29 protein-coding genes are annotated in these 23,054 nt (G+C 64.8%); 23 read left to right on the forward strand and 6 right to left on the reverse strand.

Annotated elements, in window-relative coordinates; genetic code table 11:
• Positions 1 to 41: 41 nt before the first annotated feature.
• Positions 42 to 887: a pantoate--beta-alanine ligase gene (panC, locus tag sphantq_RS10140; protein ID WP_129925495.1), complete on the forward strand. Its 846-nt coding sequence runs from the start codon at positions 42 to 44 to the stop codon at positions 885 to 887.
• Positions 888 to 928: 41 nt separating this feature from the next.
• Here the strand turns inward: panC and sphantq_RS10145 are convergent, their stop codons facing one another.
• Both sphantq_RS10145 and hemE read right to left on the reverse strand, forming a co-directional pair.
• Positions 929 to 1,369 (reverse strand): CopD family protein, encoded by a 441-nt coding sequence (locus sphantq_RS10145; protein ID WP_066607210.1) that lies wholly within the window; start codon positions 1,367 to 1,369, stop codon positions 929 to 931.
• A 25-nt stretch (positions 1,370 to 1,394) separates the two neighbouring features.
• Entirely contained in the window at positions 1,395 to 2,441 is a 1,047-nt protein-coding gene (gene hemE / locus sphantq_RS10150) for a uroporphyrinogen decarboxylase (protein ID WP_272798432.1), read from the reverse strand.
• Positions 2,442 to 2,733: 292 nt separating this feature from the next.
• Here hemE and sphantq_RS10155 point away from each other — a divergent pair, with 292 nt between their 5' ends.
• The 11 genes from sphantq_RS10155 to sphantq_RS10205 all read left to right on the forward strand — a co-directional run bounded on the left by sphantq_RS10155 (position 2,734) and on the right by sphantq_RS10205 (position 9,847).
• Complete coding sequence (locus sphantq_RS10155) at positions 2,734 to 3,561, forward strand: pyruvate, water dikinase regulatory protein (protein ID WP_066607558.1); 828 nt, start codon at positions 2,734 to 2,736, stop codon at positions 3,559 to 3,561.
• On the forward strand, positions 3,558 to 4,163 hold the full coding sequence (locus tag sphantq_RS10160; RefSeq protein WP_129925492.1) for a Maf family protein: 606 nt from the start codon (positions 3,558 to 3,560) through the stop codon (positions 4,161 to 4,163). The genes sphantq_RS10155 and sphantq_RS10160 overlap by 4 nt, the downstream gene beginning before the upstream one ends.
• A complete protein-coding gene (gene aroE, locus sphantq_RS10165; RefSeq protein ID WP_272798433.1) occupies positions 4,160 to 4,987 on the forward strand; it encodes a shikimate dehydrogenase in 828 nt (275 codons plus the stop codon). The genes sphantq_RS10160 and aroE overlap by 4 nt, the downstream gene beginning before the upstream one ends.
• A 12-nt stretch (positions 4,988 to 4,999) precedes the next feature.
• Positions 5,000 to 5,593: a dephospho-CoA kinase gene (coaE, locus tag sphantq_RS10170; protein WP_066607220.1), complete on the forward strand. Its 594-nt coding sequence runs from the start codon at positions 5,000 to 5,002 to the stop codon at positions 5,591 to 5,593.
• A gap of 33 nt (positions 5,594 to 5,626) precedes the next feature.
• On the forward strand, positions 5,627 to 6,319 hold the full coding sequence (gene dnaQ / locus sphantq_RS10175; protein WP_066607221.1) for a DNA polymerase III subunit epsilon: 693 nt from the start codon (positions 5,627 to 5,629) through the stop codon (positions 6,317 to 6,319).
• A gap of 88 nt (positions 6,320 to 6,407) precedes the next feature.
• Complete coding sequence (gene hpf / locus sphantq_RS10180; RefSeq protein WP_066607224.1) at positions 6,408 to 7,004, forward strand: ribosome hibernation-promoting factor, HPF/YfiA family; 597 nt, start codon at positions 6,408 to 6,410, stop codon at positions 7,002 to 7,004.
• A gap of 122 nt (positions 7,005 to 7,126) precedes the next feature.
• A complete protein-coding gene (locus sphantq_RS10185) occupies positions 7,127 to 7,594 on the forward strand; it encodes a PTS sugar transporter subunit IIA (protein ID WP_066607226.1) in 468 nt (155 codons plus the stop codon).
• On the forward strand, positions 7,581 to 8,057 hold the full coding sequence (locus sphantq_RS10190) for a PaaI family thioesterase (RefSeq protein WP_066607228.1): 477 nt from the start codon (positions 7,581 to 7,583) through the stop codon (positions 8,055 to 8,057). Before sphantq_RS10185 ends, sphantq_RS10190 begins: the two co-directional genes overlap by 14 nt.
• Entirely contained in the window at positions 8,047 to 8,388 is a 342-nt protein-coding gene (locus tag sphantq_RS10195; RefSeq protein WP_066607229.1) for a DUF1491 family protein, read from the forward strand. The genes sphantq_RS10190 and sphantq_RS10195 overlap by 11 nt, the downstream gene beginning before the upstream one ends.
• Before the next feature lie 175 nt (positions 8,389 to 8,563).
• A complete protein-coding gene (locus sphantq_RS10200; protein ID WP_066607231.1) occupies positions 8,564 to 9,229 on the forward strand; it encodes a cell wall hydrolase in 666 nt (221 codons plus the stop codon).
• 123 nt (positions 9,230 to 9,352) lie between these two features.
• Positions 9,353 to 9,847: an MmcB family DNA repair protein gene (locus sphantq_RS10205; protein ID WP_066607233.1), complete on the forward strand. Its 495-nt coding sequence runs from the start codon at positions 9,353 to 9,355 to the stop codon at positions 9,845 to 9,847.
• 175 nt (positions 9,848 to 10,022) lie between these two features.
• Here the strand turns inward: sphantq_RS10205 and sphantq_RS10210 are convergent, their stop codons facing one another.
• Positions 10,023 to 10,634 (reverse strand): ankyrin repeat domain-containing protein, encoded by a 612-nt coding sequence (locus sphantq_RS10210; RefSeq protein WP_443021474.1) that lies wholly within the window; start codon positions 10,632 to 10,634, stop codon positions 10,023 to 10,025.
• A gap of 42 nt (positions 10,635 to 10,676) precedes the next feature.
• On the opposite strand from sphantq_RS10210, the gene sphantq_RS10215 reads away from it, so the two are divergent.
• Genes sphantq_RS10215 through sphantq_RS10230 form a run of 4 tightly spaced genes read left to right on the forward strand, consistent with a single transcriptional unit; the run spans position 10,677 to position 12,731 of the window.
• Positions 10,677 to 11,345 (forward strand): SCO family protein, encoded by a 669-nt coding sequence (locus sphantq_RS10215; protein ID WP_272798435.1) that lies wholly within the window; start codon positions 10,677 to 10,679, stop codon positions 11,343 to 11,345.
• Positions 11,333 to 11,770: a YcgN family cysteine cluster protein gene (locus sphantq_RS10220; RefSeq protein ID WP_066607236.1), complete on the forward strand. Its 438-nt coding sequence runs from the start codon at positions 11,333 to 11,335 to the stop codon at positions 11,768 to 11,770. Before sphantq_RS10215 ends, sphantq_RS10220 begins: the two co-directional genes overlap by 13 nt.
• Positions 11,727 to 12,467 carry a M48 family metallopeptidase gene (locus sphantq_RS10225; protein WP_443021475.1) on the forward strand — a complete coding sequence of 247 codons (741 nt, stop codon included), beginning with the start codon at positions 11,727 to 11,729 and terminating at the stop codon, positions 12,465 to 12,467. Before sphantq_RS10220 ends, sphantq_RS10225 begins: the two co-directional genes overlap by 44 nt.
• A gap of 3 nt (positions 12,468 to 12,470) precedes the next feature.
• Positions 12,471 to 12,731 (forward strand): hypothetical protein, encoded by a 261-nt coding sequence (locus sphantq_RS10230; RefSeq protein WP_272798437.1) that lies wholly within the window; start codon positions 12,471 to 12,473, stop codon positions 12,729 to 12,731.
• On the opposite strand, the gene trhO is transcribed toward sphantq_RS10230, so the two are convergent.
• Positions 12,728 to 13,567, reverse strand: coding sequence for an oxygen-dependent tRNA uridine(34) hydroxylase TrhO (trhO, locus tag sphantq_RS10235; RefSeq protein WP_272798438.1), 840 nt, complete (start codon positions 13,565 to 13,567; stop codon positions 12,728 to 12,730). The two genes, sphantq_RS10230 and trhO, sit on opposite strands and share 4 nt — an antisense overlap.
• Before the next feature lie 66 nt (positions 13,568 to 13,633).
• Between trhO and pdeM the strand changes: the two genes are divergently transcribed.
• Together pdeM and sphantq_RS10245 are read left to right on the forward strand one after the other, a co-directional pair.
• On the forward strand, positions 13,634 to 14,293 hold the full coding sequence (gene pdeM, locus sphantq_RS10240) for a ligase-associated DNA damage response endonuclease PdeM (protein WP_272798439.1): 660 nt from the start codon (positions 13,634 to 13,636) through the stop codon (positions 14,291 to 14,293).
• A 189-nt stretch (positions 14,294 to 14,482) separates the two neighbouring features.
• A complete protein-coding gene (locus sphantq_RS10245) occupies positions 14,483 to 17,305 on the forward strand; it encodes a TonB-dependent receptor (protein ID WP_272798440.1) in 2,823 nt (940 codons plus the stop codon).
• 12 nt (positions 17,306 to 17,317) lie between these two features.
• On the opposite strand, the gene sphantq_RS10250 is transcribed toward sphantq_RS10245, so the two are convergent.
• Positions 17,318 to 18,052, reverse strand: a complete 735-nt coding sequence (locus sphantq_RS10250) for a YggS family pyridoxal phosphate-dependent enzyme (protein ID WP_272798441.1) — start codon at positions 18,050 to 18,052, stop codon at positions 17,318 to 17,320.
• A 23-nt stretch (positions 18,053 to 18,075) separates the two neighbouring features.
• Here sphantq_RS10250 and sphantq_RS10255 point away from each other — a divergent pair, with 23 nt between their 5' ends.
• Positions 18,076 to 18,633, forward strand: a complete 558-nt coding sequence (locus sphantq_RS10255) for a thiamine phosphate synthase (protein ID WP_272798442.1) — start codon at positions 18,076 to 18,078, stop codon at positions 18,631 to 18,633.
• A 9-nt stretch (positions 18,634 to 18,642) separates the two neighbouring features.
• On the opposite strand, the gene sphantq_RS10260 is transcribed toward sphantq_RS10255, so the two are convergent.
• The gene (locus sphantq_RS10260) at positions 18,643 to 19,290 is read right to left on the reverse strand and encodes an HAD family hydrolase (RefSeq protein ID WP_272800216.1); all 648 of its coding nucleotides are present in this window, start codon (positions 19,288 to 19,290) and stop codon (positions 18,643 to 18,645) included.
• Positions 19,291 to 19,418: 128 nt separating this feature from the next.
• Between sphantq_RS10260 and sphantq_RS10265 the strand changes: the two genes are divergently transcribed.
• Genes sphantq_RS10265 through sphantq_RS10280 form a run of 4 tightly spaced genes read left to right on the forward strand, consistent with a single transcriptional unit; the run spans position 19,419 to position 23,024 of the window.
• Complete coding sequence (locus sphantq_RS10265; protein ID WP_066607252.1) at positions 19,419 to 20,528, forward strand: ABC transporter permease; 1,110 nt, start codon at positions 19,419 to 19,421, stop codon at positions 20,526 to 20,528.
• Entirely contained in the window at positions 20,528 to 21,412 is an 885-nt protein-coding gene (locus sphantq_RS10270; protein WP_272798443.1) for an ABC transporter ATP-binding protein, read from the forward strand. The genes sphantq_RS10265 and sphantq_RS10270 overlap by 1 nt, the downstream gene beginning before the upstream one ends.
• Positions 21,413 to 21,414: 2 nt before the next feature.
• The gene (locus sphantq_RS10275) at positions 21,415 to 22,377 is read left to right on the forward strand and encodes an MlaD family protein (RefSeq protein ID WP_066607258.1); all 963 of its coding nucleotides are present in this window, start codon (positions 21,415 to 21,417) and stop codon (positions 22,375 to 22,377) included.
• Complete coding sequence (locus tag sphantq_RS10280; protein WP_408021516.1) at positions 22,377 to 23,024, forward strand: ABC-type transport auxiliary lipoprotein family protein; 648 nt, start codon at positions 22,377 to 22,379, stop codon at positions 23,022 to 23,024. The genes sphantq_RS10275 and sphantq_RS10280 overlap by 1 nt, the downstream gene beginning before the upstream one ends.
• The last annotated feature ends 30 nt before the right edge of the window (positions 23,025 to 23,054 follow it).

A 23,054-nucleotide genomic window follows, 5' to 3' on the forward strand; every position in this document is an offset into this window, starting at 1 on the left:
AGGACAGCTATAGTAAAGCCCTTATCGGAGCCGTTCCTTCCGTGCAAACGCTGCGTGACCTGCCCGCCCTTCGTGCCGCCGTCGATGCGCTGAAAAGCGATGGAAAGCCGCTGACATTGGTGCCCACAATGGGCGCGCTGCATGACGGTCATATGGCGTTGGTGGAGGAAGCGCGGCGGCGCGGGCGGCATGTCGTCGTGTCGATCTTCGTCAATCCCCGCCAATTTGGTCCCAACGAGGATCTGGACGCCTATCCCCGGCGCGAGGCGAAGGATGCACAGATGCTGGTCGCGGCAGGCGTGGACATCCTCTGGATTCCGCCCGTCAATGTCATGTATCCGGCCGGTTACGCCACGAACATCAGCGTGTCCGGGATCAGCGACGGGCTGGACGGCGCAGCCCGGCCGGGCCATTTCGACGGGGTGTCGACGGTTGTTACCAAATTATTCAACCAGGTGCGGCCCGATGTTGCGATTTTTGGCGAGAAGGATTATCAGCAGCTCGCCGTGATCCGCCGTTTCGTGGCGGACCTCGACCTATCCGTCGAGATTATCGGGATGCCGACCCAGCGGGCCGAGGACGGCCTCGCCCTCTCCTCCCGCAACGCTTATCTGAGCGAAGAAGAGCGCAAGGCGGCGCTGGCCCTGCCCCGCGCGCTGGGCGAGGCTAAACGGCAGATCGAGAAGGGCGAACCCGTCGAGGGCGCGCTGGCCAAGGCGATCGCTACGCTGGCGGCGCATGGCTTCGACCCGGTCGATTATGTGAGCCTGTGCGATGCGGCGACGCTGGCGCCGATGACGGTGCTGGATCGACCCGCGCGGCTGCTGGGCGCGGCAAGGCTGGGCAAGACCCGGCTGATCGACAATATCGCGGTCGATCCGGCCTGATCGATCGATCACGTCGAGAGGGCGTTACCCCATTATGATACCTAAAAAGGCTTCACGATCACCGCGATGACGATGACCGCGGCGGCGATGCCGGGGATTTCGTTCATCATCCGCAATTGCTTGTCGCTGAGCGGGCGCTGACCCCGCGCAAGCTTCTTCGTATAGCCCGCGATCCAGCCATGATAGCCCGACAGGCCGAGGACGAAGAGCAGTTTGAGGTGAAACCAGCCAAAGCTCCACGCGCCGATCTCCACCATCAGCATCAGCCCGAACAGCCAGACCAGGACCAGCGAGGGATTGAGGATGATCTTGAGCAGTCGTCCTTCCCGCTCGATCCATTTCTGGTCTTCGGGCGATCCGGGTACGGTTTCCTGATGATAGACGAAGAAGCGCGGCATCATGAACAGCCCCGCCATCAGGAAGATGACGAAGATGACATGGGCGGCCTTCACCCAGAGATAGGCGGCGCCAAGATAGGCCATCAGGCGGAAACTCCCTTCAGCGACATCATGATCCGCGCACATAGCTAATGAGCGCTTCGACATGCGCAATGGGCGTGTCGGGCAAAATGCCATGGCCCAGATTCATGATATGCGGCCGGTCGGCGAAGGCGGCGCGGATTATATCCACCGCTTCCTCCACCGCGCGGCCGCCCGCGATCAGCGCCAGCGGATCAAGATTGCCCTGCACCGGCATCCCCTTTGGCAACGCCTGGTTCGCCCAGTGCGGATCGATGGTTTCATCGACGCCGACCGCATCGACGCCGGTCTGCGCGGCATAGTCGGCGAGCTTCGCGCCCGCGCCCTTGGGAAAGCCGATGATCGGGATATCGGGGTGCAGCGCCTTCAATCGCGCGACGATGTGCTTGTTGGGCTCGATCACCCAGCGCTGGAATTGCAGCGGCGACAGGCTGCCGGCCCAGCTATCGAACAATTGCACAGCTTCGACGCCCGCATCGATCTGGCCGCACAGATAGGTGACGGTCGCATCGACGATGGCGTCGATCAGCGCGGCGAAACGATCGGGTTCATTATAGGCCATGCGGCGGGCAAGGCCATGATCCTTGCTGCCCTGCCCCGCCACCATATAGGTTGCGACCGTCCAGGGACTGCCTGCAAAGCCCAGGAAGGTGACCGAAGGGTCCAGCGCCGCCTTCACCTGCCGCACCGTCTCGTAGACCGCCTCGAAGCGGCTGAAATCGGGTGTCAGTGCCGACAGGTCGGTTTCGGCAAGGATCGGGGCGAGACGCGGGCCTTCGCCAGCCTCGAACCACAGATCCTGCCCCATGGCGTAGGGTACGATCAAAATGTCGGAAAAGAGGATCGCGCCATCGAAGCCGAAGCGGCGCAAAGGCTGGAGCGTGACTTCGGCGGCGGCGGGGCTGTCATAGACCAGTTCCAGGAACCCGCCCTTGTCCGCCCGCAGCGCGCGATATTCGGGGAGATAGCGGCCGGCCTGGCGCATCAGCCACATGGGCGGAACAGCGGGACACTCGCCCCTGAGAACGGCCATGAGCGGTTTGGCGGGATGGTCGCTCGGCGCGGCGGGGCTCATCTATAGTCTCTCTTATTATTAAGATTCAAAAAGGATGATGGAGATAGTAGGGCGGTTGGCAGCGGGGTTTATGCGTTGCGCCCGGATTTGCCAACAGCTTGACTCAGGTGCGCCGCGCTTTGCCGTCCGAGTCACCATGGTCATCCACGCTATCCACAGGCTGTGGATGAAATTACGGGTCTGTTGGGGGCATGTGGATAAGATTCCCGGCTCCGGGGATAGCGGAAAGACGGGTTTTTATCCCCTATTTCATCCCTTGCTTTATCCACAGCCTGCCCACAGAGATATGCCCATGGCGCGCATCCATCTCCATCTCCTGTCTGACTCCACCGGCGAAACGCTGGAGAATATCGCCAAGGCGGCGATCGGCCTGTTCGAAAATGTCGAGGCGATCCGCCATTTCTGGCCGATGGTGCGGTCCGATGTCCATCTCGACCGGATCATGGAGGAGATCAGCGCCAATCCCGGCCTCGTCCTCTTCACCCTGACCAACCATCCGCTGCGCAAGCGGCTGGAGACGCGCTGCCGCGCGCTTGGCCTGCCCCATGTCGCGGCGCTCGACAGCGTGGCCGACGCCCTGTCCAACATATTGGGGCAGGAGACCCGCACCAGGCCGGGGCGCAAACATATATTGGATGAAGCCTATTTCGCCCGGATCGAGGCGATCCAGTTCACCATCGCCCATGACGATGGCGTGGGCCATGAAAATTGGGAGGAGGCCGACATCGTGCTGGCCGGGGTGTCGCGCGCGTCGAAGACGCCGACCTCCATCTACCTCGCCAATCGCGGCTACAAGACCGCCAACATCCCGCTGGTCCCGGAATCGCCGCCGCCGCATAATCTCTACAGCCTGAAGCATCCCATGGTGGTGGGGCTGACCGTCAGCCCCGAACGGCTGATCCAGATCCGCCGCAACCGTCTGCTCTCGCTCAACCAGGCGCCCGAAACCGCCTATGTCGATAATGAGAAGGTGCAGGAGGAACTGGCCTTCGCCCGGCGCATGTTCGCGGACAATGGCTGGCCGGTGATCGACATGACCCGGCGGTCGATCGAGGAGGCCGCGGCCGCCATCATCAACCTGTTCAACGACCGCGAACTGGCGGAAGGGGTAGAGGCATGATCGTCCTCGCCTCCCAGAGCGCGAGCCGCAAGGCGATGTTGACCGCGGCGCTGGTGCCGTTCGAAACCCTCTCGCCCGGCGTCGATGAGGAGGCCGCCAAGGACGCGCTGCGCGCCGACGGGCTGGACGCGCGCGCGCTGGCCGATGCGCTGGCGGAACTGAAGGCGCTCAAGGTGTCGCGCCGCGTGCCGGGCGCGCTGGTGCTGGGCTGCGACCAGACGCTGAGTATCGGCGATGGCGATGATCGCGGCGTAATGATCGACAAGGCGGTTGATCGCGCCGACGCGACACGGATATTGCAGCTCTTGTCCGGCCGGGTCCATCACCTCCACAGCGCGGCGGTCATCGTGCTGAACGGCGAGCCGATCTGGCGCCATGTCGAGCGGGTGCGGATGACGGTGCGGCCCTTGTCCGACGCCTTCATCGCTTCCTATCTCGACGCGGACTGGGACGCATTGCGCTGGTGCGTGGGCTGCTACCGGATCGAGGGTCCGGGCGCGCAACTGTTCAGCAAGGTCGAGGGCAGCCAGTTCGCGATTCAAGGACTGCCTTTGCTGCCTTTGCTTGACTTTCTGCGCGTGCGCGGCGTTTTGGCGGCATGACCGACAAGTTGCCCTATGCCGAAGTGATCGGTGATCCGATCGACCACAGCAAATCGCCCCTGATTCACAATTTCTGGCTGAACGCGCTGGATATCGAGGCGGAATATAAGAAAACCCATGTGACGCCGCAGGGGCTGGCCGCCTATTTCCTGATGCGGCGGAGCGATCCCGACTGGCTGGGTTGCAACGTCACCATTCCGCACAAGATCGCGGTGATGGACTATGTCGACGACCCGGGCGGGGTGCGCGAGCGGATCGGCGCGGTCAACACCATCGCCAGCGAAACCGGCGGGCCATTGATCGGCACCAATACCGATGCGGGCGGCTTCCTCCAGCCGCTGCTACGCGACAAGTGGAAGGGGCAGAGCGCGGTGATCGTCGGATCGGGCGGCGCCGCGCGCGCAATCCTGTTCGCGCTGTCCAGCCTGGGCGTGCCCGACATCACCATCATGGCGCGCGATAGGGCCAAGGCGCAGGCGCTGCTGAACCGCAGCGGCGCGCCGGGCCGGGCGATCGGGCTGGGCGACGCGCTGCCCGCGGCCGACCTGCTGGTCAATTCGACCTCGCTCGGCATGATCGGCCAGCCGGTGCTGGACCTGGACCTGGCCTCGTTGGCGGACAATGCGACGGTCTATGACATCGTCTATGCGCCGCTGGAGACGGGCCTGCTCAAGACCGCCAAAGCACGGGGCCTCAAGACGCTTGATGGCCTGGAGATGCTGATCGGCCAGGCGGCGCTCGCTTTCGACATCTTCTTCGACGCGCAGGCGCCGCGCGACCTGGACGCGGAATTGCGGGCGCTGCTGATCGCGGCGGACGATTAAGGGCTGGCGACGATGAAAGTCTATGGCCTGACCGGATCGATCGGCATGGGCAAGTCGGCGGTCGCGGCGATGCTGCGGCGCGAAGGCGTGCCCGTGTTCGACGCCGACGCGCAGGTGCATATTTTGCAGGGACCGGGCGGTGCGCTGCTCCCCGCGATAGAGGCGCGTTTTCCCGGCACGACCGGGCCAAGGGGCGTGGACCGGGCGAAGCTGGGCGCGGCGGTGTTCGGCCATCCGCAGGAACGCCGGGCGCTGGAAGCGATCGTCCATCCGGCGGTGCAGGCGGCGCGACGGCTGTTCCTGCGCCGACACCGGTCGCGGAAATTCGTGGTTCTCGATATTCCCTTATTGTTCGAAACCCATGGGCACCGGCGGTTGGACGGGGTTATCGTCGTCACCGCGCCGGCATGGAAGCAGCGCAAGCGGGTGCTGGCGCGACCTGGCATGACGGCGACGAAATTCCGACAGATCGTCCATCTGCAAACCCCCGACGCGCAAAAGCGGCGACGGGCGGACCATATCATCCGCACCGGCGCAACCTTTACCGACACCCGTGCGCAGGTGCGCCGTCTGGTCGCTTGCCTTGGCGCGCAGACAGGTCGATAAGGGTTGGCCCATAGAGTCGAAACGAAGAGGGCGATGCGCGAGATCATTTTCGACACCGAAACGACAGGATTCGATCCGGCATCCGGCGACAGGATGGTCGAGATCGGCTGCATCGAATTGATCAACCGGGTGCCATCGGGTCGCACCTTTCACGCTTATTATAATCCACAGCGCGACATGCCTGCCGCCGCCGAGGCGGTGCATGGCCTGTCGACCCATTTCCTGTCGGACAAGCCGCTGTTCCACAGTGGCGCGGCCGACCTGCTCGCCTTTCTGGAGGACAGCCCGCTGGTCGCGCATAATGCGCGGTTCGACTTCGGATTCCTGAACCATGAATTGCGCCGGTGCGGCCATGCCGACGTGTCGCTGGACCGGATGATCGACACGGTGGCGATCGCCCGCACGCTGCATCCCGGCGCCAAGCACAGCCTGGACGCGCTCTGCACCCGATACGGCATCGACCGCAGCCATCGCGTCAAGCATGGCGCGCTGCTCGATGCCGAATTGCTGGCGCAGCTGTATATCGAACTGACCGGCGGCCGTCAGATCGGCCTGGGTCTGGCACAGGAGGAGGATAAAGAGATCGTCGGGGTGGAACTGTCGGCTGGCGCCGTGGTTCGCCCTGTTCGTCCTGCGCGCGTCTTCACAGCCAGCGCGCAGGAGCTGGAGCGGCATGCGGCGTTCATCGCGACGCTCACCAAGCCGCTCTGGCTGGAGGAGGCCTGAGGCAAGCCGGTCGTTGACCGGTCCCCCCATGTCTCCAGACCAACCGGGTCGCCTTCCTGGCGGCCTGGCAAGAACAAGGAGAAGGCATATGGACATTCGCATTTCCGGGCATCAGGTCGAAACGGGTGAGGCGCTCAAAAGCCATGTCACCGACCGTTTGGAGGCGATGGCCGAGAAATATTTCTCCCGCACGATTTCGGCTCATGTCACTTTTCGCAAGGCGCCCCATGGCGCGTTCCACTGCGACATCGTGTGCCATGTCATGACCGGCCTGATCCTGAAAGGCGCCGGCGAAGCGCAGGAGGCGCATCCATCCTTCGATCAGGCGTGCGAGCGTATCGAGAAACAGCTGCGCCGCTACATGCGCCGCCTCAAGGACCGCAGCAGCCAGGCCGCCGCCGCAGAAGCGCAGCGGACCAACGGCTATAGCGTCGATGACATCGATGGCGCTGGCTACACCATCTTCGCGAGCACTATGGAGGATGAGGAAGACGCCGCCGATGCGCCGCTGATCGTGGCGGAAACCCGCGTCGACATCCCCGAAGCGAGCGTGTCGGACGCGGTGATGATGCTGGACCTGCGCAACACCAATGCGCTGCTGTTTCTCAACGCCGGCACATCGGCCTATAATATGGTCTATCGTCGGCATGACGGCACCATAGGTTGGGTCGAACCACGCGGTTGATCCTGCGCCCGGCCCCGGCCGCCTGTTGACCTGATGGTGCGGGCGGCTTATGGGGCCGGGCTTTCATTGTCCGAGGAAAGCGCGAAGACTGTGCCGCGCGGCTCGGCCGTTTCGGATTGACCATGGTTCACTTCAACGACATCGTTTCGGCCGACGCGCTCGCCACGGGCCTGTCGGCGAACGGCAAGAAGCAATTATTTCAGAAGATCGCGGGGCTTGCCGCCTGCGCCTATGATCTGGACGCGGACGAGGTGGGTGACGCCCTGTTCGAGCGCGAACGGCTGGGGTCCACGGGCTTTGGCGGCGGCGTCGCCATTCCCCATGCCAAGATCGCAGGCCTGTCCAAAATGTGCGGCGTGGTCGTGCTGCTCGACCCGGCGGTGCCGTTCGACGCGGTGGACGAAGCGCCGGTGGATGTCGTCTTCGCCCTGCTGTCGCCGGTCGATAGCGGCGCAGAACATCTGAAGACGCTGGCGCGCGTGTCGCGCTATCTGCGCGATGAGGGTCAGGTGACCCGGCTGCGCGGCGCACAGTCGACCGGCGCGCTCCACGCGCTGCTGGCGGGCGGCGAGGCGCGTGACGCTGCCTGAGACGACGCCCGGCGCCGGCGCGAGCGGCGAAACCGCGCATTTCCGCGCGTTGGAGAATCTCTACCGTTCCGCGCCGATCAACCGGCTGTTCCGGTCGGACCTGACGATCAGCGAGCCGGGCCGGTCGGTGATCGACTTCGACGTCGATGAAAGCCAGTTTCATGCTGCGGGAGCGGTGCATGGCACCGTCTATTTCAAGATGCTGGACGATGCGGCCTTCTACGCCGCCAACAGCCTGGTCAGCGACCGTTTCCTGCTGACCACCGCCTTCAACCTGCTCTTCACCCGTCCGATCGCGCCGGGCCGGATTCGCGCCGAGGGTCGCTGGATCAGCGGCAAGCGACGGGTCTATGTCGCCGAAGCAAGCCTGATCGATTCCGACGGCGAAGAGGTCGGGCGTGGCACCGGCACCTTCATGCGATCGCAATTTTCGCTCTCTTCGCTGCCGGGCTATGGCCGCTGACGCCCGGCTGACCAGCGCGATGCTGGTGGGCGCGCTGCGGCGGCGGGTCGCGGCCGCCGGCGGTTTCGCCACGATCCTGGTCAAGGGCGACGTGATCAGCGGTGTGATTCTGGTCCAGACGCTTGAAAAAGGGCGGGAAACGGGTCTTTTCGAAAGGGTGTCGAACTTTGCCGGGGGTTATGCGTTAATGCGTTGTGGTCCTTCGATCGAAGAGGGGCCAGAGGCGCTCGCTCAATATGTAGCGCGCCGGCGCAAGTCGGACCCCGACCTGTGGATAATCGAACTCGACATCCCGGAAGCGGAACGGTTTGCCGTGGAAACACTCGGCTGATCGTTGACTCATCGCAATGGTTTGGGCAGAGGCCGCCCACGCCAACGCGCAGGTTGCCGAATTCGCCCATTGGGGGGCGGGGCCGGTAAACACGCAGACGGGGGGCGGCCGAACGTCATAAGAATATCGGTTGAAACGACGTTTCCGGCCAATAACCGCATGTTTTTGAGTGATAATGAGTTTTCGTCTGAAAGCTGCCATCGCCGCAGCCTTCGCCCTGTCCGCCGCTGCTGCGGTCACGGCGTCCGATATGTCGATCGCGGGCGAATCGATCGCCACGACCACCTCTCTCCCCCAGACGTTTCCGCAAACGTCCCCGACTGGCGCGCAATCCGCCGTCATTTTCGCCGCGCCGCGTGAAATTACGCAGCCGCTGGCATCGGCCGACAAGGCCGACCCCGAATTTTCTACCGATTCCGACGCGCAGGCGACCAGCCTCGCTGCTCTGGTCGACGCCCAAGGCGCGCCTGAGGAGCTGGACGGCGACATGCATTGCCTGGCCGGCGCGGTCTATTTCGAATCCAAGGGCGAAAGCCTGGAAGGTCAGCTGGCCGTCGCGCGCGTGATCATCAACCGGGCCAAGTCCGGCCGCTTCGCCGACAGCCTGTGCGGCGTCGTCTATCAGCCCAGCCAGTTCAGCTTCGTGCGGGGCCATTCGATGCCGGCCGTGCGCGCCGACAGCCGTAGCTGGCGCGAAGCCGTCGCCATCGCCCAGATCGCGATGAACGACAGCTGGGACAGCCGCGCGGAAGGCGCGCTCTTCTTCCACGCCCGCCGCGTATCGCCGGGCTGGGGCAAGGCCAAGCTGGCGATGATCGACAATCATATCTTCTATCGTTGAGGATATGGCGGCGACGATCGGGCGTGGGAACGCGCCGGTTCGCGATGGCGAAATTTTCAAGGCCGGTTCGGTTCGTCCGAATCGGCCTTTTCATATGTTCCTGTCCTGTTCTATGGTGGCGCGATGAGTAGCGCCCCGATAGACGCCTGTTCGCCGCTGACCGACGGCACCGCCCTGGCGGTGGCGCGCGGCACGCTGCGACTCTTCTTCCGCCACGACATGAGCGGCATATTGGAAGTGCCGCTGCCCAATGGACGCCGCGCCGACATCATGGCGATCGACGGCGCGGGGCGGCTGACCATCGTAGAGATCAAGTGCAGCCGGGCGGACCTGTTGGGCGACATGAAATGGCCCGACTATTTCGACTATTGCGACCGCTTCTTCTGGGCGGTGCCGGCCGGGTTCGACCTTGCCCCGTTCGAGAGCGAGGCGCTGTGGCCGACGCGCACCGGCCTGATCGTCGCGGACCAATATGACGCCGAACTGGTGCGCCCGGCCCCGGTGGAGCCGCTGGCGGCCGCCCGGCGCAAGGCGGAGACGCTGCGCTTCGCGCGGCGCGCCGCCCGGCGGTTGACGGCGCTCAGCGACCCGGACCATGTTACGGAACTGGGCTGGTAGGGGGATGGCCATAGGCGACCAGAAGCGGACCTTGGTCGACCCTTGCAATCCGTTCGCCCTGAGCGAAGGCGAAGCATTTGGCCTCGCTCCGCTCGGCAGAGGGCTTCGACTTCGCTCAGCCTGAACGGATTTCCTATGTCCGCTTCCCGCCCAAACCCGCCTTATCCCCACTTCCTCAAAACACCGGACCCTGCACCGGCCCCTTGGGCGCCGCGGCGGGCTTGGCGGCGTCGAGCGCTTCGGTAAGGCCGGGGGTACGGCCGTCGCGCTTGGCATAATCGCGCGCGGACATGCCGGCGAGGGTGTCGCGCTTTTCGGGGTTCGCGCCCTGCGCCACCAGCAGGCGGACCAGGCCGACGTCGCGCAGTTGCACCGCCCGGATCAGCGGTGTTTCGCCGCTGTCATTTCCTTTATCGACCTGCGCCTTGTAGGCGAGCAGCGTGCGCACCCCTTCCTCGAACCGGCCCTGCACCGCATCCATCAGCGGGGTGTTGCCGTCATTGTCGGTCAGGTTGGGATTGGCGCCCTTGGCCAGCAGGAAGGTCAGCCAGGTCGCATCGCGCCGGGCGACGATGATGTGCAGCGCATTTTCGCCGGTGGACACGTCGCGGCTGTTGACGACGGTGGAACCGGGCTTCTGGATCAGGTCGGTGACCTTCTGCCCATCCTTGTCCTTCACCGCCTTCAAAAAATTGTAGCTGTCGGAAAATTGCGCCTGCGCGGGGCCGGGCGCCAGCAGCGCCAGCGCCATCGAACCCAATAGTGCGGAAAAAAGCTTCGTCTTCATCTTGGCGCCCCGTCGCATTTGCAAATCGCGTCCTAGCAGGGCATGGCTGGCCATGCCATGAACAAAGACGCCGCGATCCCAATTCTGCCTTCTATCGCCCTTTCCTTCCTCGCCCTGCTGGCTGCCTGCAATATGGGTGCTGGCGGGAACGCATCAAGCGGCGACAGCGAACAGGGCGAATTGATCGGCGCGCGGATCGGCGCGCCCTTCACCCTGACCAATCAGGACGGCAAGCCGACCCGTTGGGACGATTATAAGGGCCAGTATCGACTGGTCTATTTCGGCTACACCTACTGCCCGGACGTCTGTCCGGTCGATCTGCAACGGATCATGCAGGGCTTTTCCAAGTTCGAGAAAGCCAGGCCGGCGCTGGCCGCGAAGGTGCAGCCGATGCTGATCAGCGTCGATCCGCAGCGCGATACGCCCGCGGTGCTCAAACCCTATGTCGCGGCCTTCCACCCGCGCCTGATCGGCCTGACCGGCACGAAGGAGCAGATCGCCAAGGTCGCCAAGGATTTCGTGGTGATCTACAATCCCGAAAAGTCCGATGGCGCGACCGACTATATGGTCAGCCACAGCCGCACGCCCTATCTGTTCGACGGCGACGGCAAGCCGGTGGCGCTGGTGCCGGTGGACGATCCCGCCACGGCGGACGTGGATGAAGGCGCGCCGGACAAGGTGCTGGCCTTCCTGGAAAAATGGGTCAAGTGACGCCCTTCTGGGAAAAACCCCTCGACAAGCTCGACAAGGCCGAGTGGGAAGCGCTGTGCGACGGCTGCGGCAAATGCTGCCTGCACAAGGCGGAGGATGAGGAGACGGGGCGGATCTATCCGACCAACGTCGCCTGCCGCCTGCTCGACCGGCAAAGCGGACAGTGCAGCAATTACAAGGACCGGCGCAAGTTCGTGCCCGATTGCGTGCGGCTGACCCCGGCGAAGGTCAGGCAGATCGGCTGGCTGCCTAGAACATGCGCCTATCGGCTGCGCGAAGAAGGGCAGCCGCTGCCCGCCTGGCATTATCTGATCTGCGGCGACCGGGAAGCGGTGCATCGCGCGCAGGAATCGGTGCGCGGCTGGACCATTGCGGAGGCCGATGCGGGCGATTGGGAAAATCATCTTGTCGACCGCGAACTCTGATCCCGATGCCGCGATCCTGATCGACGGCGTGGCGATGCCCGTGCTGGTGCTCCGGTCGGCCAGGGCGCGGGCCTATCGGCTGACGATCGACAGCACACGCGGCGCGTTGCGCCTGTCGCTGCCGGCGCGCGCGAACCTGAAGAAGGCGCTGGGTTGGGCGCAGGATCATGAAGGCTGGGTGCGCGCGCAAATGGCCAGGCAGCCCGCCATCACGCGGCTGGAGCATGGCGCGGTCTTCCCGCTGGAGGGGCGCGATGTCACGATCCACTGGATCGCGGGTGCGACCCGCACGATCCGACTAGAGGGCGACCGGCTGCTGCTGGGCGGTGCGGCGGAATCGGTGGGGGCGCGGGTGCAACGCTGGCTCGTCAGCCGGGCCAGGGCGGTGCTGGAGACGGAAAGCCAGCTACTGGCGCGCGAACATGGCCTGATCGTCGCATCGGTCGGTGTGGGCGATACCCGCAGCCGCTGGGGCAGTTGCGCGTCGTCCGGGGCCATCCGCTATAGCTGGCGGCTGATCCTGGCCCCGCCGGAGGTGCGCCGGGCGACCGTGGCCCATGAACTGGCGCATTTGCTGCACATGGACCATAGTCCCGCCTTTCATGCCGCCCATGCGCGCATCTATGGAGCGGACCCGCGTCCGGCGCGGGCGTGGCTGCGGGCGCATGGCGCGGGCCTGCATCGCTATCGGGGCTGATGCATGGCCCGCAAGAAGCGTTACCTGACCGCCACCATGGCGGACGGCTATGTCAAGACGATCGGACCTACCGCCGATCCCTTCACCCATTATTGGCGGATCGTCGCGGTGCTGGACAATGGCAGGACCGAGGTCTTCTGGGGCCATGTCCGCTCGCTCGCCGAAGCGAAGAAGAAGCGCGCCGCCGCGGCGGAAGGGGCGAAGATGCGGGGATGGAAACGCTATGATTTCGAGATAGCGGAACTGGTGGAGACGTCCGCTTAACCCCGGTGCGGCCAAACACCGGACTCGTCGCCCGGACAGTCATGCGCCGCATCGCGCAGATGGGGCAGACCGCAATCGCGGCAGGTGACATAGTCGCCGGGTTTCAGCCCATGGCCGACCGCGACCCGCTCGTCGAAGACATAGCAGTCGCCCTGCCAGCGGCTGTCGGCCTCCGGCATCTCCTCCAGATAGCGGAGTATCCCGCCCTTGAGGTGATAGACATCGTCAAAGCCGCGCGCCTTGACCAGGGCGGTGGATTTTTCGCAGCGTATGCCGCCGGTGCAGAACATCGCGATCTTCGGGCTGCGGCCTTGCGCCTTCAGGTCGGCGGCGAAAGCGTCGAACCAGTCGGGAAATTCGCGGAAGGACCGGGTTTCCGGGTCGATCGCGCCTTGGAAGGTGCCCACCGCCACTTCATAGGCATTGCGCGTGTCGATGACGATCGTGTCGGGATCGGCGATCAGCGCGTTCCAGTCGGCCGGGTCGAGATGGGCGCCGGCCTGCGTCGCCGGGTCGAGATCGCCCACGCCCAGCGTCACGATCTCCGCCTTCACCTTCACCTTCATCCGGGCGAAGGGCGCGTTATCGGCCCACGAATATTTGACGTCCGCATCGGCGCAACCCGGCAAGGCGCGGACATGGTCGACCAGCGCGGCGATCGCGTCGGCGTCGCCCGCGACCGTGCCGTTAATCCCCTCCCCCGCCAGAATCAGCGTGCCGCGCGTGCCCAGATCGGCGCAGCGCGCGCGCAGGTCGGCGGCAAGCGCCTGCGGATCGGGAAAGCGGGCGAAGCAATAGAGGGCGGCGAGGGTGTAAGCGGGGGGACTAGCGGACATGGCCAGCGCCTATAGGCGTTTGCGCGCCCCCTTGAAAGCCGGGGCGTAGAGGCGCATAGGCGGGCGATGGTTCCCCTTTCGTTCGCAGGTCACGCTTTCATGGCGCTGCCCGAAGCCGCGCTCTACTGGCCGGCGCAGCGGGCGTTGCTGGTCGCCGACCTGCATTTCGAGAAGGCGAGCTGGTATGCGCGCTTCGGCCAGTTCCTGCCGCCCCATGACAGTGAAGCGACGCTGGACGTGATCGAGGCGCTGGTGGAACGCACGGGCGCGCAGGCGGTCTTGTCGCTGGGCGACAGTTTCCATGATGCCCATGGTGCGGCGCGGCTCGATCCCTCGGCCCAAAAAAGACTATTTTCCCTTACGGAAAGGCTGGACTGGACCTGGATTACCGGCAATCATGACGTTGGTGTCGCGGACATGCCGGGGGGACGTCGGGTAACGGAAGCGCAGGTCGAGGGGATATGGTTGCGGCATGAGGCGGAGGCGGACGATCCGCGCCCCGAAATATCCGGCCATTTCCACCCCAAGCTGCGCCTGTCGCTGCGCGGTCGGCATGTGTCGCGGCGGTGCTTCGTGGGGTCGGCGACCAAGCTGATTCTGCCTGCGCTGGGTGCGCTGACGGGGGGGCTGGATGCGGGGCATGGCGAAATTCGCCGCGCGGTGGGGGCTGGAGCGGCCGCATTGGTGCCGGTCGCGGACCGCTTATTGCGCTTTCCCTTATCGTAAGGCGACGTTACGGAAAGCAGATATTAAGCCGTTGCCGATAGGCAACAGAGCTGGATCATTCGGCCGTCAGCTGCGCCAAAAGGCGCAGAAAAGCTTGGCTCTATTGCCTTCGCCCTGCTGTGTCCGCATAATCACCCACAGTTCCGACGCGGCGAAAAGTCGCGCGGACCAGGAGAGGATTAGCCAATCATGACAGACAAGAGTCTCTGGGCATCTGCCGCCATCGTCGCGCTGGCCATGAGTGCGGTCGCAGGCGCGTCCGCTGCGCAGGCGCAGGATGCAATGCAGGACGGGGCCGCGCCGCAGCCGGTCGCCGACGATTTGGGCGCCAACATCATCGTCACCGCCACCCGCCGCGCCAGCCCCCTGTCCGACGTACCGATCGCCGTATCGGCCGTGGGCGCGGCCGCCATGCAGAATAGCGGCGCGAGCGACATCCGCACGCTGAACCAGTTGGCCCCTTCGCTGCTCGTCTCCTCCACCGGCTCCGAAGCCAATGCCTCCGCCCGCATCCGCGGCATCGGCACGGTCGGCGACAATCCGGGGCTGGAAAGTTCGGTCGCGGTGTTCATCGATGGCGTTTATCGTTCGCGCACCGGGTCGGGCCTCAACGAACTGGGCGAGATCGAACGGGTCGAGGTGCTGCGCGGGCCGCAGGGCACGCTGTTTGGCCGCAATGCGTCGGCGGGCCTGATCAACATCATCAGCAAGGCGCCGGAAAACACTTTCCACGCCAAGGGTGAGATCACCTATGGCAATTATGATTATTGGCGGCTGTCGGGCCGCGTCACCGGGCCGATCGCCGAGGGTATCGCGCTCAGCCTGGACGGCGTCTGGTCCAAGCGCGACGGCTTCTACAAGCTGGTCGACGGCGCGGGCGCGACAGTCGGCGACACCAACGACCGCGACCGTTATTTCGTGCGTGGCCAGGCGCTGATCGAACCCAATGACGCGCTCTCCATCCGGCTGATCGGCGATTATACCAATCGCGACGAAAGCTGCTGCGGCGCGGCCTATATCGAATCGCGCGAGCGGCGACCGGCGGCCGGCGGCGGCTATACCGACGCGCCATTCAACCGCATCGCGGCGATCCTGGCGGGTCAGGGCAGCGTCATTCCGGCCGATCCCTATGATCGCGAACTCGTCACCACGCCGGGCCGCGACTATGTCAGCAAGCTCAAGGATTGGGGCGTGTCGGGCGAGATCAATTATGATTTCGGCGGCGCGAAGCTGACCAGCATCACCGCCTATCGCGATTATAAATCCCGCGACTATGGCGATTACGACTATAACCGCGCTGACCTGCTCTACCGCGATCCCAACACCTATCGCCAGTTCAAGACCTTCACGCAGGAATTGCGGTTGCAGGGTTCGGCCTTCGCCGACAAGCTCGACTGGCTGGTCGGCGGCTATTACGCCAATGAGCGGCTCACCTTGCAGGACAATATCCGCTTCGGCGCGGATTATGGCCGGTTTGCCGCCTGCCGCCTGATGGCGGGGGCGAGCGTGAACAGCAATTTCACCGCCCCGCAACTCGCAGCCTGCGGCAGCGGCCTGGCCACCCAGCCGCTCATCAACGGCACGCAGGCGAACCTGAACGCCGGGCTGACCGCGGCATTGATCGCGCGCGGCGTGCCCGCGCCGATCGCGGCGGCGCAGGCCGGGGCGATTTCGACCGGGCTTGGCAACGGCCTGCGCGCCCTGTCGGCGATTCCGTCCGGCACTGGCGACGTCGCGTCGCTCTATCGCCAGAAGAGCGAGAATTGGGCGCTCTTCACCCATAATATCGTCCACATCACCAACCGGCTCGATCTGACCCTGGGCCTGCGCTACACCCATGAAAGCAAGCGCTTCTCGGCGGATTTCAACAATAATAATGCGACCTGCGCGGCGTTGCAGGCGTCGGGCCTGCCCGGCATCGCCACCAACCCGGCGCTGGGCAGCGCGGCGACGCTGGCGGGCGGCATATTGACGCTGGGGTGCCTGGGCAATGCGTCCACGGGTCTCAACGCGCTCGACCTCAACGACAAGATCAGCGACGGCGAATTTTCCGGGACGGCGGTGCTGTCCTGGAAGCCGATTGACGAACTGCTGCTCTATGGCAGCTATTCGAAGGGCTATAAGGCGGGCGGCTATAATCTGGATCGCTTCCAACTGGGATCGACGGGCCTGAACGCCATTCCGGCCGTCTTTTCGCCGCGCACCAATGCCGACGTCGCCAGCCTGCGCTTCGCCGCGGAAAAGGTGGATTCGTTCGAAGTGGGCCTGAAATTCGCGCAGCCCAAATGGAGCGTGAACATCGCCGCCTTCCGGCAGGAGTTCAAGAATTTCCAGCTCAACACCTTCAACGGCACCAGCTTCGTCGTGCAGAATATCAATGGCTGTGACGGGGCGCTGTCGGCGGCCCGCACCTGCGACAGCGACGATGTCGGGCCGGGCCTGATCAGCCAGGGCGTGGAACTGGAAGCGTCGGTCACCCCCGCGCGCAACTTCCGCGTGTCGGGCGGCGCGACCTATGCCCGCGCCAAATTCGCCAACCGGCTGGTAGGCAGCGGCGACGGCAGCGTCCCGCTCGACACCGCGCTGTTCCTGTTGCCCGGATCGATCAACAGCAACGCGCCGCAACTGGTCACGACCGCCAGCATGGCCTGGACCCCGGACATCGGCGCATCGGGCCTGTCCGCGCTCTTCTATGTCGATGGCCGCATGACCAGCGACTATAATACCGGGTCCGACCTGTTCCCCGAAAAGCGGCAGGACGGCTATGCCATCGTCAACGCCCGCGTCGGTATCCGCGGCGCGGACCAGCGCTGGGCGGTGGAATTCTGGGGCCAGAATATCTTTAACCAGAATTATACCCAGGTCGCCTTCTCCAGCCCGCTCCAGTCGAGCAGCCCCGGCACGTCGACAACCGGCCAGTTCGGCCAAGGCGCGCCGATGGCAAACCAGCTCATCTCCGCCTATCTGGCCGAACCGCGCACCTATGGCATCACATTGCGCGGGAGTTTTTAGGCGCGGAAGTTTCTAGGCACGGGAGTTTCTGAGCATCCCTCTCCCGCTCGCCGGTACGGGGCGAGCGGGGGATGGCCTTTCCCCGAACAGCGCTGTGCCGACGCGGATATCGGTCGCGCCCAGCATGATCGCGGTTTCATAATCGCCCGACATGCCCATGGACAGGCGCTCCAGCCCCTCCTCCCGCGCAATCTTCGCCAGCAGCGCGAAGAAGGGCGCGGCCTCGATATCGGCCGGGGGCACGCACATCAGGCCCAGGACAGGGATATCGGCGGCGCGCGCTGCGACGATCAGCGCGGGCAGTTCGGCAATGGCGCAGCCGCCCTTCTGCTCTTCCCCGCCGATATTGACCTGGATGAAACAGGGGACGCGCCTGTTCGCGCCGTCCATCGCCCTGGCCAGCGCGGTCAGGAGCGAGGGGCGGTCCAGGCTATGGATCACGTCGAAAAGGGCCACGGCGTCGGCGGCCTTGTTCGACTGGAGCTGGCCGACCAGATGCAGTTCGACGCTGGCAAATTCCTCGCGCAGCGCGGGCCATTTCTCCTGCGCTTCCTGCACCCGATTTTCGCCGAAGCGGCGCTGCCCGGCATGGAGCAGCGGGCGGATCGCATCGGCGTCATGCGTCTTGGACACCGCGATCAGATTGATGGCGTCTGCGGTGCGCTGCGTCAGGCGGGCGGCGCGGTCGATGCTGTCGCGCAGGGTGGCGAGGCGCTGCGCCGCTTCGATTAGGCTGTCTGTGGTCATGCGCGCTGCTATAGGCGAAGGCCATGGATCGTCGCCACCGCAAAAAACTGCCCACCCTCTGGCTGATGACCGATGAGCGGGTCGATACGGCGGCGTTGCTGGCGGCGGCGGCGCGCCTGCCCAAAGGGCGTGGCGGCATCATCTTTCGCCACTACCGGACCGATCCTGCGCAGCGGCGCGCGCTGTTTGCGGCGCTGCGGACGATCGCACGGCGGCGGCGGCTGGTGCTGATGCTGGCCGGGTCGGTGCGCGGTGCAGTGGCGTGGCGGGCCGATGGCGCGCATGGGCGGGACGCGCGTCGAGCGGACCGGCCGCTAATACGCAGCCGCGCCGTGCACGATGCGCGCGAGGCCGCGGCGGCGCGGCGGGCGGGCGTCGATCTGTGTTTCGTCTCGCCCCTGTTCCCCACCCGCTCGCATGTCGGCGCCAAGATTTTGGGACGTGTGCGTTTCGCCGCCCTGGCGCGGCAGGTCGATGCGCCGGTCATGGCGCTGGGCGGCGTGCGCCGGGAGCATCATCGGCCTATATTGCGGGGGATCGGCGCGGACGGCTGGGCTGCGATCGACGGGTTGACGGCCTAGGCCGCCAGATCAGCTCCAGTCCACCCGCGTCCATCCGCGATCCGCCGCCAGCCTAGCCAGCGGCTTGTGCGGGTTGGAAGCGAAGGCGATATCCGCAAATTCCAGCATCGGCGCGTCGGAGACATGGTCGGAATAGGCGCGGATATGCGCCTGACCACGGTCGATCGCCTGCGACGCCATCCACGCCTTGATCATGCGCAGCTTGCCGGTGTCGTAACAATTTTCGCCGGCGATCTTCGCGCGGACATAGCGCAGATCCTGGCTCAGATGATCGGTGGCGATCACCGCGTCGAAGCCCAGCCGCCGCGCGATCGGTTCGACATAGAGGCGGTAGGAGGCGGTGGCGAGCACGAGGGTATAGCCATTGGCCCGGTCCTGCGCGATCTGCGCCACCGCGCCGGCGCGCAGGTTGCGTGCCATCACCCGGTCGGCATAGCTTTCGACATGCGGCATCAGTTTCGCGCGCTCGACGTTGAAGCCGATCATCAACGCCTGATTATATTCCTTGAGCCGCTGGCGACTGATCAGCTTCACCACATAGGCCAGCATCAGCAGGATGACGCAGGGAAAAAGCACCAGTCGCCATGGCGCCATATGCCCCGCCACATGGATCAGGAAGCCTGTATAGGTGCCGCTGAAGGTCACCGTGCGGTCCATGTCGTAAATGGCCAGCCTGTGCGTCGTCATGCCGTTTCCGAAACTTTTCTGTCCGCCCTTCGTTCTGGCTTGCGGATGGGCCGTTTCGGCTTGCCGTGCAACCGATAATGGACCAGTAATCCCATCGCATGAACAAAGCCGCCGAATTAGCCGAGGAACAGCAGGACGGCAGTAATGTGGTCCGGCTTTCCGGATCGCTGGCGATCGCCTGTCTGGGCGACCTGCCCGACCGGCTGGACGCCGTGCAGGGGCCGGTCGGCGCCATCGATCTGTCCGCTGTCGACCATATGGATACGATCGGCGCCTGGACCGTGCATCGCGCGACCAAGCGGCTGGGCTGTGATGTCACCGGCGCCAGCGACGATGCGCGACGCCTGATCGACGCCGTCTGCCATTTGGACGAGCCGATGCCGATCCGGCCTGACCATGTCCATCCGCTGCGTCGCGTCGTCGGCCAGATCGGCGAGGCAGTGATCGCGTCCGGCGCGAATCTGATGGGGCTGCTCGGCTTTTTCGGCGCCACGCTGATCGCGAGCTGGAGCGTTATCCGCCATCCGCATCGGTTCCGCATCAATGCGGTGGTGCAGCGGTTCGAAGTGGTCGGCGTATCGGCGCTGGGCATTATCGGCCTGATGAGCTTCCTGATCGGTATCGTCATCGCCCAGCAGGGGTCGGTGCAGTTGCGCCAGTTCGGCATGGAGATGCTGACGATCAACCTGGTCGGCCGCCTGACTTTTCGCGAACTGGGCGTGCTGATGACCGCGATCATGGTCGCCGGCCGTTCCGGTTCGGCCTTCGCCGCGCAATTGGGCACGATGAAGCTGACCGAGGAGGTCGATGCGATGCGCACCATCGGCGTGTCGCCGATGGAGGCGTTGGTGCTGCCGCGCACGCTCGCCGTTGTCATCATGATGCCGTTGCTGGGTTTTTACGCTTCGATCATGGCGGTGATCGGTGGCGGATTCCTGTGTGCGATCGCGCTGGAGATTCCGCCCATCACCTTTGTCCAGCGATTGCGGGAGGTCGTTCCGATCACCGATCTGTGGGTCGGCCTGATCAAGGCGCCCGTTTTCGGCATCATCATAGCGCTGTCGGGCTGTTTCCAGGGGATGCAGGTGAAGGCCAATGCCGAGGAAGTCGGTTTGCGCACCACTGCGGCCGTGGTGCAGGCGATCTTCCTGGTGATCGTGATCGACGCCTTTTTCGCCGTCTTCTTCACCTGGGTGGGCTGGAACTGATGAGCGAAGAAGAGATACAGCGAGCCGAGGAAGAGCGGATCGAACAGGCGGTGGAAACGGCCGAGATCGCCATTTCGGTGCGTGGACTGCGTAACAGCTTTGGCGACCAGGTTGTGCATGACGGGTTGGACCTGGATGTGTGCAAGGGCGAGATATTGGGCGTGGTCGGCGGGTCCGGCACCGGCAAATCGGTGCTGATGCGCGCAATCATTGGCCTGCAAACGCCCGATGAGGGCGATATTCACGTTTTTGGCGAATCGATGATCGGGCGGCTGGATGACGAAGCGTTGGCGATCCGCAAGCGCTGGGGCGTGCTGTTTCAGGGCGGCGCGCTCTTTTCCACCCTGACGGTGGCTGAGAATGTCGAGGTGCCGATCCGCGAATATTATCCCAATATCGGGCCGCAACTGCGCGAAGAGATCGCCGCCTACAAGATCCGCATGACCGGCCTGCCGACCGAGGCCGGTCCCAAATATCCGGCCGAATTGTCGGGGGGCATGAAGAAGCGCGCGGGCCTGGCCCGCGCCCTGGCGCTGGACCCGGACCTGCTGTTCCTGGACGAGCCTACCGCAGGCCTGGACCCGATCGGTGCGGCGGCATTCGATGAGATGACGCGCAAATTGCAGCAGACGTTGGGCCTGACTGTCTTCCTTATCACCCATGATCTCGATACGCTCTATTCGATCTGTGACAGGGTGGCGGTGCTGGCCGATAAAAAGGTGACCGCCGTCGGCACGATCGAAGAGTTGCTGGCGACCGATCACCCCTGGATTCAGGAATATTTCAACGGTCCGCGCGGCCGCGCCGCAACCGCGGCGGTGTCGCGCGAAAAGGACCGGGAACAGACAAAGGCGGCGCTTAGTCCGTCGGACGGAAGGCGATAGATATGGAAACCCGCTCCAATCATGTGCTGGTCGGTGCAGTCACGCTGTTGCTGCTGGCTGCGATCATGGCCGCCGCCTTCTGGTTCTCGCGCGTTTCCGATGGCGAGAATAAGGAATATGACATCTTCTTCAAACAGTCCGTCAGCGGCCTCGCAAAGGGGTCTAGCGTCAATTATTCCGGCGTGCCGTCGGGCAAGGTGGAGAAGATCGAACTTTGGAAGCGTGATCCGAGCTTCGTGAAGGTGCGCATTTCCGTCAAGGACGGAACCCCGGTGCTGCAGGGCACCACCGCGACCATCGCCGGGGTCGGCTTCACCGGCGTCAGCGAAGTGGTGCTGGACGGCGCCGTCAAGGGCGCGCCGCCGATCGCCTGTCCGACCGGCAATGTGCGGGCGGCCTGCCCCGACGGGGTGCCGGTGATCCCGACCAAGCCGGGCGCGCTGGGCGAACTGCTCAACAATGCGCCGCAGCTGTTGGAGCGGCTGTCGACCCTCACCGAGCGCCTGACCGAGTTGCTGAGCGACAAGAATCAGCAGTCGATCGCGGGCATATTGGCCAATGTCGAGCGGGTGTCCGGCGCGCTGGCCGATCGCAGCCCTGAAATCGCCGCCACCCTGGCCGAAGCGCGGATCGCGGTGCAGCGCACCGGTGTCGCCGTCGAACAGATCGGCAAGCTCGCCGCCACCACCGACACGATGCTGAACGAGGAAGGCCGACCGCTGATGAGCGACCTGCGCAAGAGCGTGCAGGCGGCGACCCGCAGCATCGAGACGTTGGACAAGACCATCGGTGAGGCGCAGCCGGGCGTAAAGGCGTTCAGCACCCAGACCATGCCGGAGGTCAACCAGCTGGTCCGTGACCTGCGCGAAATGTCGCGCTCCTTCCGCGGCGTTGCGGAAAAGCTGGACCAGCAGGGCGCGGGATCGCTGGTCGGATCGCCCAAGCTGCCGGACTATAAGCCATGATGATGAGAGAGATGCGGACCATGTTCCATGTGAAACACCCCGGCGCGAACCGGAAAGGCGCGCTTGTCGCGCTGACCGCTGCCGTCCTGCTGTCGGGTTGCGTATCCTTCGGCGCAAAGCCCCCCGAAAAGCTACTGACGCTGGATGCCGCGCAGAAGGTGCCGTCCGGCGCCGCACGGGTGGCGGGTGGCGGGCGTACGCTGATCGTCGCCGATCCCGACGCGCCCAAGACGCTGGATACGGTGCGCGTGCCGGTGAAACTGGGGCCGACCTCCGTCGCTTATGTGACCAAGGTGCAATGGGCCGACACGCCCCGCCATCTGTTCCGGGGCCTGCTCGCCGAAACCATTTCCGCCACGACCGATCGGGTGGTGCTGGATTCGGGGCAGTTTTCCGGTGATGGCGGCCAGCGACTGAGTGGCGAACTGGTGGCCTTCGGCATCGATGCGGCGAGCAACAGCGCGGTCGTCACCTATGACGCGGTGCTCACCACCCCCAACGGCGTCGCGCTGGCGCGGCAGCGGTTCACCGCCAGCCAGCCGGTGGGCGGCAAGATCGAAGCCGGGACGGTCGGAGCGCCGATCAATGTCGCGGCGAACAAGGTGGCGGCCGACGTCGCCGCCTGGGCCGCGGCGGTGAAGGACTGACGCCTTGAAGGTTCGCTTCGCAACGCGAAG

Origin of the sequence: Sphingobium sp. AntQ-1 (assembly GCF_028538045.1) — a bacterium.
Taxonomy (GTDB): domain Bacteria; phylum Pseudomonadota; class Alphaproteobacteria; order Sphingomonadales; family Sphingomonadaceae; genus Sphingobium; species Sphingobium cupriresistens.

Bases quoted from the DNA above. Each gene is read 5' to 3' on its own strand.
- sphantq_RS10145 (WP_066607210.1), bottom strand. From the start codon at position 1,369: ATGGCCTATCTTGGCGCCGCCTATCTCTGGGTGAAGGCCGCCCATGTC.
- hemE (WP_272798432.1), bottom strand. From the start codon at position 2,441: ATGAGCCCCGCCGCGCCGAGCGACCATCCCGCCAAACCGCTCATGGCC.
- sphantq_RS10155 (WP_066607558.1), top strand. From the start codon at position 2,734: ATGGCGCGCATCCATCTCCATCTCCTGTCTGACTCCACCGGCGAAACG.
- sphantq_RS10160 (WP_129925492.1), top strand. From the start codon at position 3,558: ATGATCGTCCTCGCCTCCCAGAGCGCGAGCCGCAAGGCGATGTTGACC.
- aroE (WP_272798433.1), top strand. From the start codon at position 4,160: ATGACCGACAAGTTGCCCTATGCCGAAGTGATCGGTGATCCGATCGAC.
- coaE (WP_066607220.1), top strand. From the start codon at position 5,000: ATGAAAGTCTATGGCCTGACCGGATCGATCGGCATGGGCAAGTCGGCG.
- dnaQ (WP_066607221.1), top strand. From the start codon at position 5,627: ATGCGCGAGATCATTTTCGACACCGAAACGACAGGATTCGATCCGGCA.
- hpf (WP_066607224.1), top strand. From the start codon at position 6,408: ATGGACATTCGCATTTCCGGGCATCAGGTCGAAACGGGTGAGGCGCTC.
- sphantq_RS10185 (WP_066607226.1), top strand. From the start codon at position 7,127: ATGGTTCACTTCAACGACATCGTTTCGGCCGACGCGCTCGCCACGGGC.
- sphantq_RS10195 (WP_066607229.1), top strand. From the start codon at position 8,047: ATGGCCGCTGACGCCCGGCTGACCAGCGCGATGCTGGTGGGCGCGCTG.
- sphantq_RS10200 (WP_066607231.1), top strand. From the start codon at position 8,564: ATGAGTTTTCGTCTGAAAGCTGCCATCGCCGCAGCCTTCGCCCTGTCC.
- sphantq_RS10205 (WP_066607233.1), top strand. From the start codon at position 9,353: ATGAGTAGCGCCCCGATAGACGCCTGTTCGCCGCTGACCGACGGCACC.
- sphantq_RS10210 (WP_443021474.1), bottom strand. From the start codon at position 10,634: ATGAAGACGAAGCTTTTTTCCGCACTATTGGGTTCGATGGCGCTGGCG.
- sphantq_RS10215 (WP_272798435.1), top strand. From the start codon at position 10,677: ATGGCTGGCCATGCCATGAACAAAGACGCCGCGATCCCAATTCTGCCT.
- sphantq_RS10220 (WP_066607236.1), top strand. From the start codon at position 11,333: ATGGGTCAAGTGACGCCCTTCTGGGAAAAACCCCTCGACAAGCTCGAC.
- sphantq_RS10225 (WP_443021475.1), top strand. From the start codon at position 11,727: ATGCGGGCGATTGGGAAAATCATCTTGTCGACCGCGAACTCTGATCCC.
- sphantq_RS10230 (WP_272798437.1), top strand. From the start codon at position 12,471: ATGGCCCGCAAGAAGCGTTACCTGACCGCCACCATGGCGGACGGCTAT.
- trhO (WP_272798438.1), bottom strand. From the start codon at position 13,567: ATGTCCGCTAGTCCCCCCGCTTACACCCTCGCCGCCCTCTATTGCTTC.
- pdeM (WP_272798439.1), top strand. From the start codon at position 13,634: ATGGTTCCCCTTTCGTTCGCAGGTCACGCTTTCATGGCGCTGCCCGAA.
- sphantq_RS10245 (WP_272798440.1), top strand. From the start codon at position 14,483: ATGACAGACAAGAGTCTCTGGGCATCTGCCGCCATCGTCGCGCTGGCC.
- sphantq_RS10250 (WP_272798441.1), bottom strand. From the start codon at position 18,052: ATGACCACAGACAGCCTAATCGAAGCGGCGCAGCGCCTCGCCACCCTG.
- sphantq_RS10255 (WP_272798442.1), top strand. From the start codon at position 18,076: ATGGATCGTCGCCACCGCAAAAAACTGCCCACCCTCTGGCTGATGACC.
- sphantq_RS10260 (WP_272800216.1), bottom strand. From the start codon at position 19,290: ATGGACCGCACGGTGACCTTCAGCGGCACCTATACAGGCTTCCTGATC.
- sphantq_RS10265 (WP_066607252.1), top strand. From the start codon at position 19,419: ATGAACAAAGCCGCCGAATTAGCCGAGGAACAGCAGGACGGCAGTAAT.
- sphantq_RS10270 (WP_272798443.1), top strand. From the start codon at position 20,528: ATGAGCGAAGAAGAGATACAGCGAGCCGAGGAAGAGCGGATCGAACAG.
- sphantq_RS10275 (WP_066607258.1), top strand. From the start codon at position 21,415: ATGGAAACCCGCTCCAATCATGTGCTGGTCGGTGCAGTCACGCTGTTG.
- sphantq_RS10280 (WP_408021516.1), top strand. From the start codon at position 22,377: ATGATGAGAGAGATGCGGACCATGTTCCATGTGAAACACCCCGGCGCG.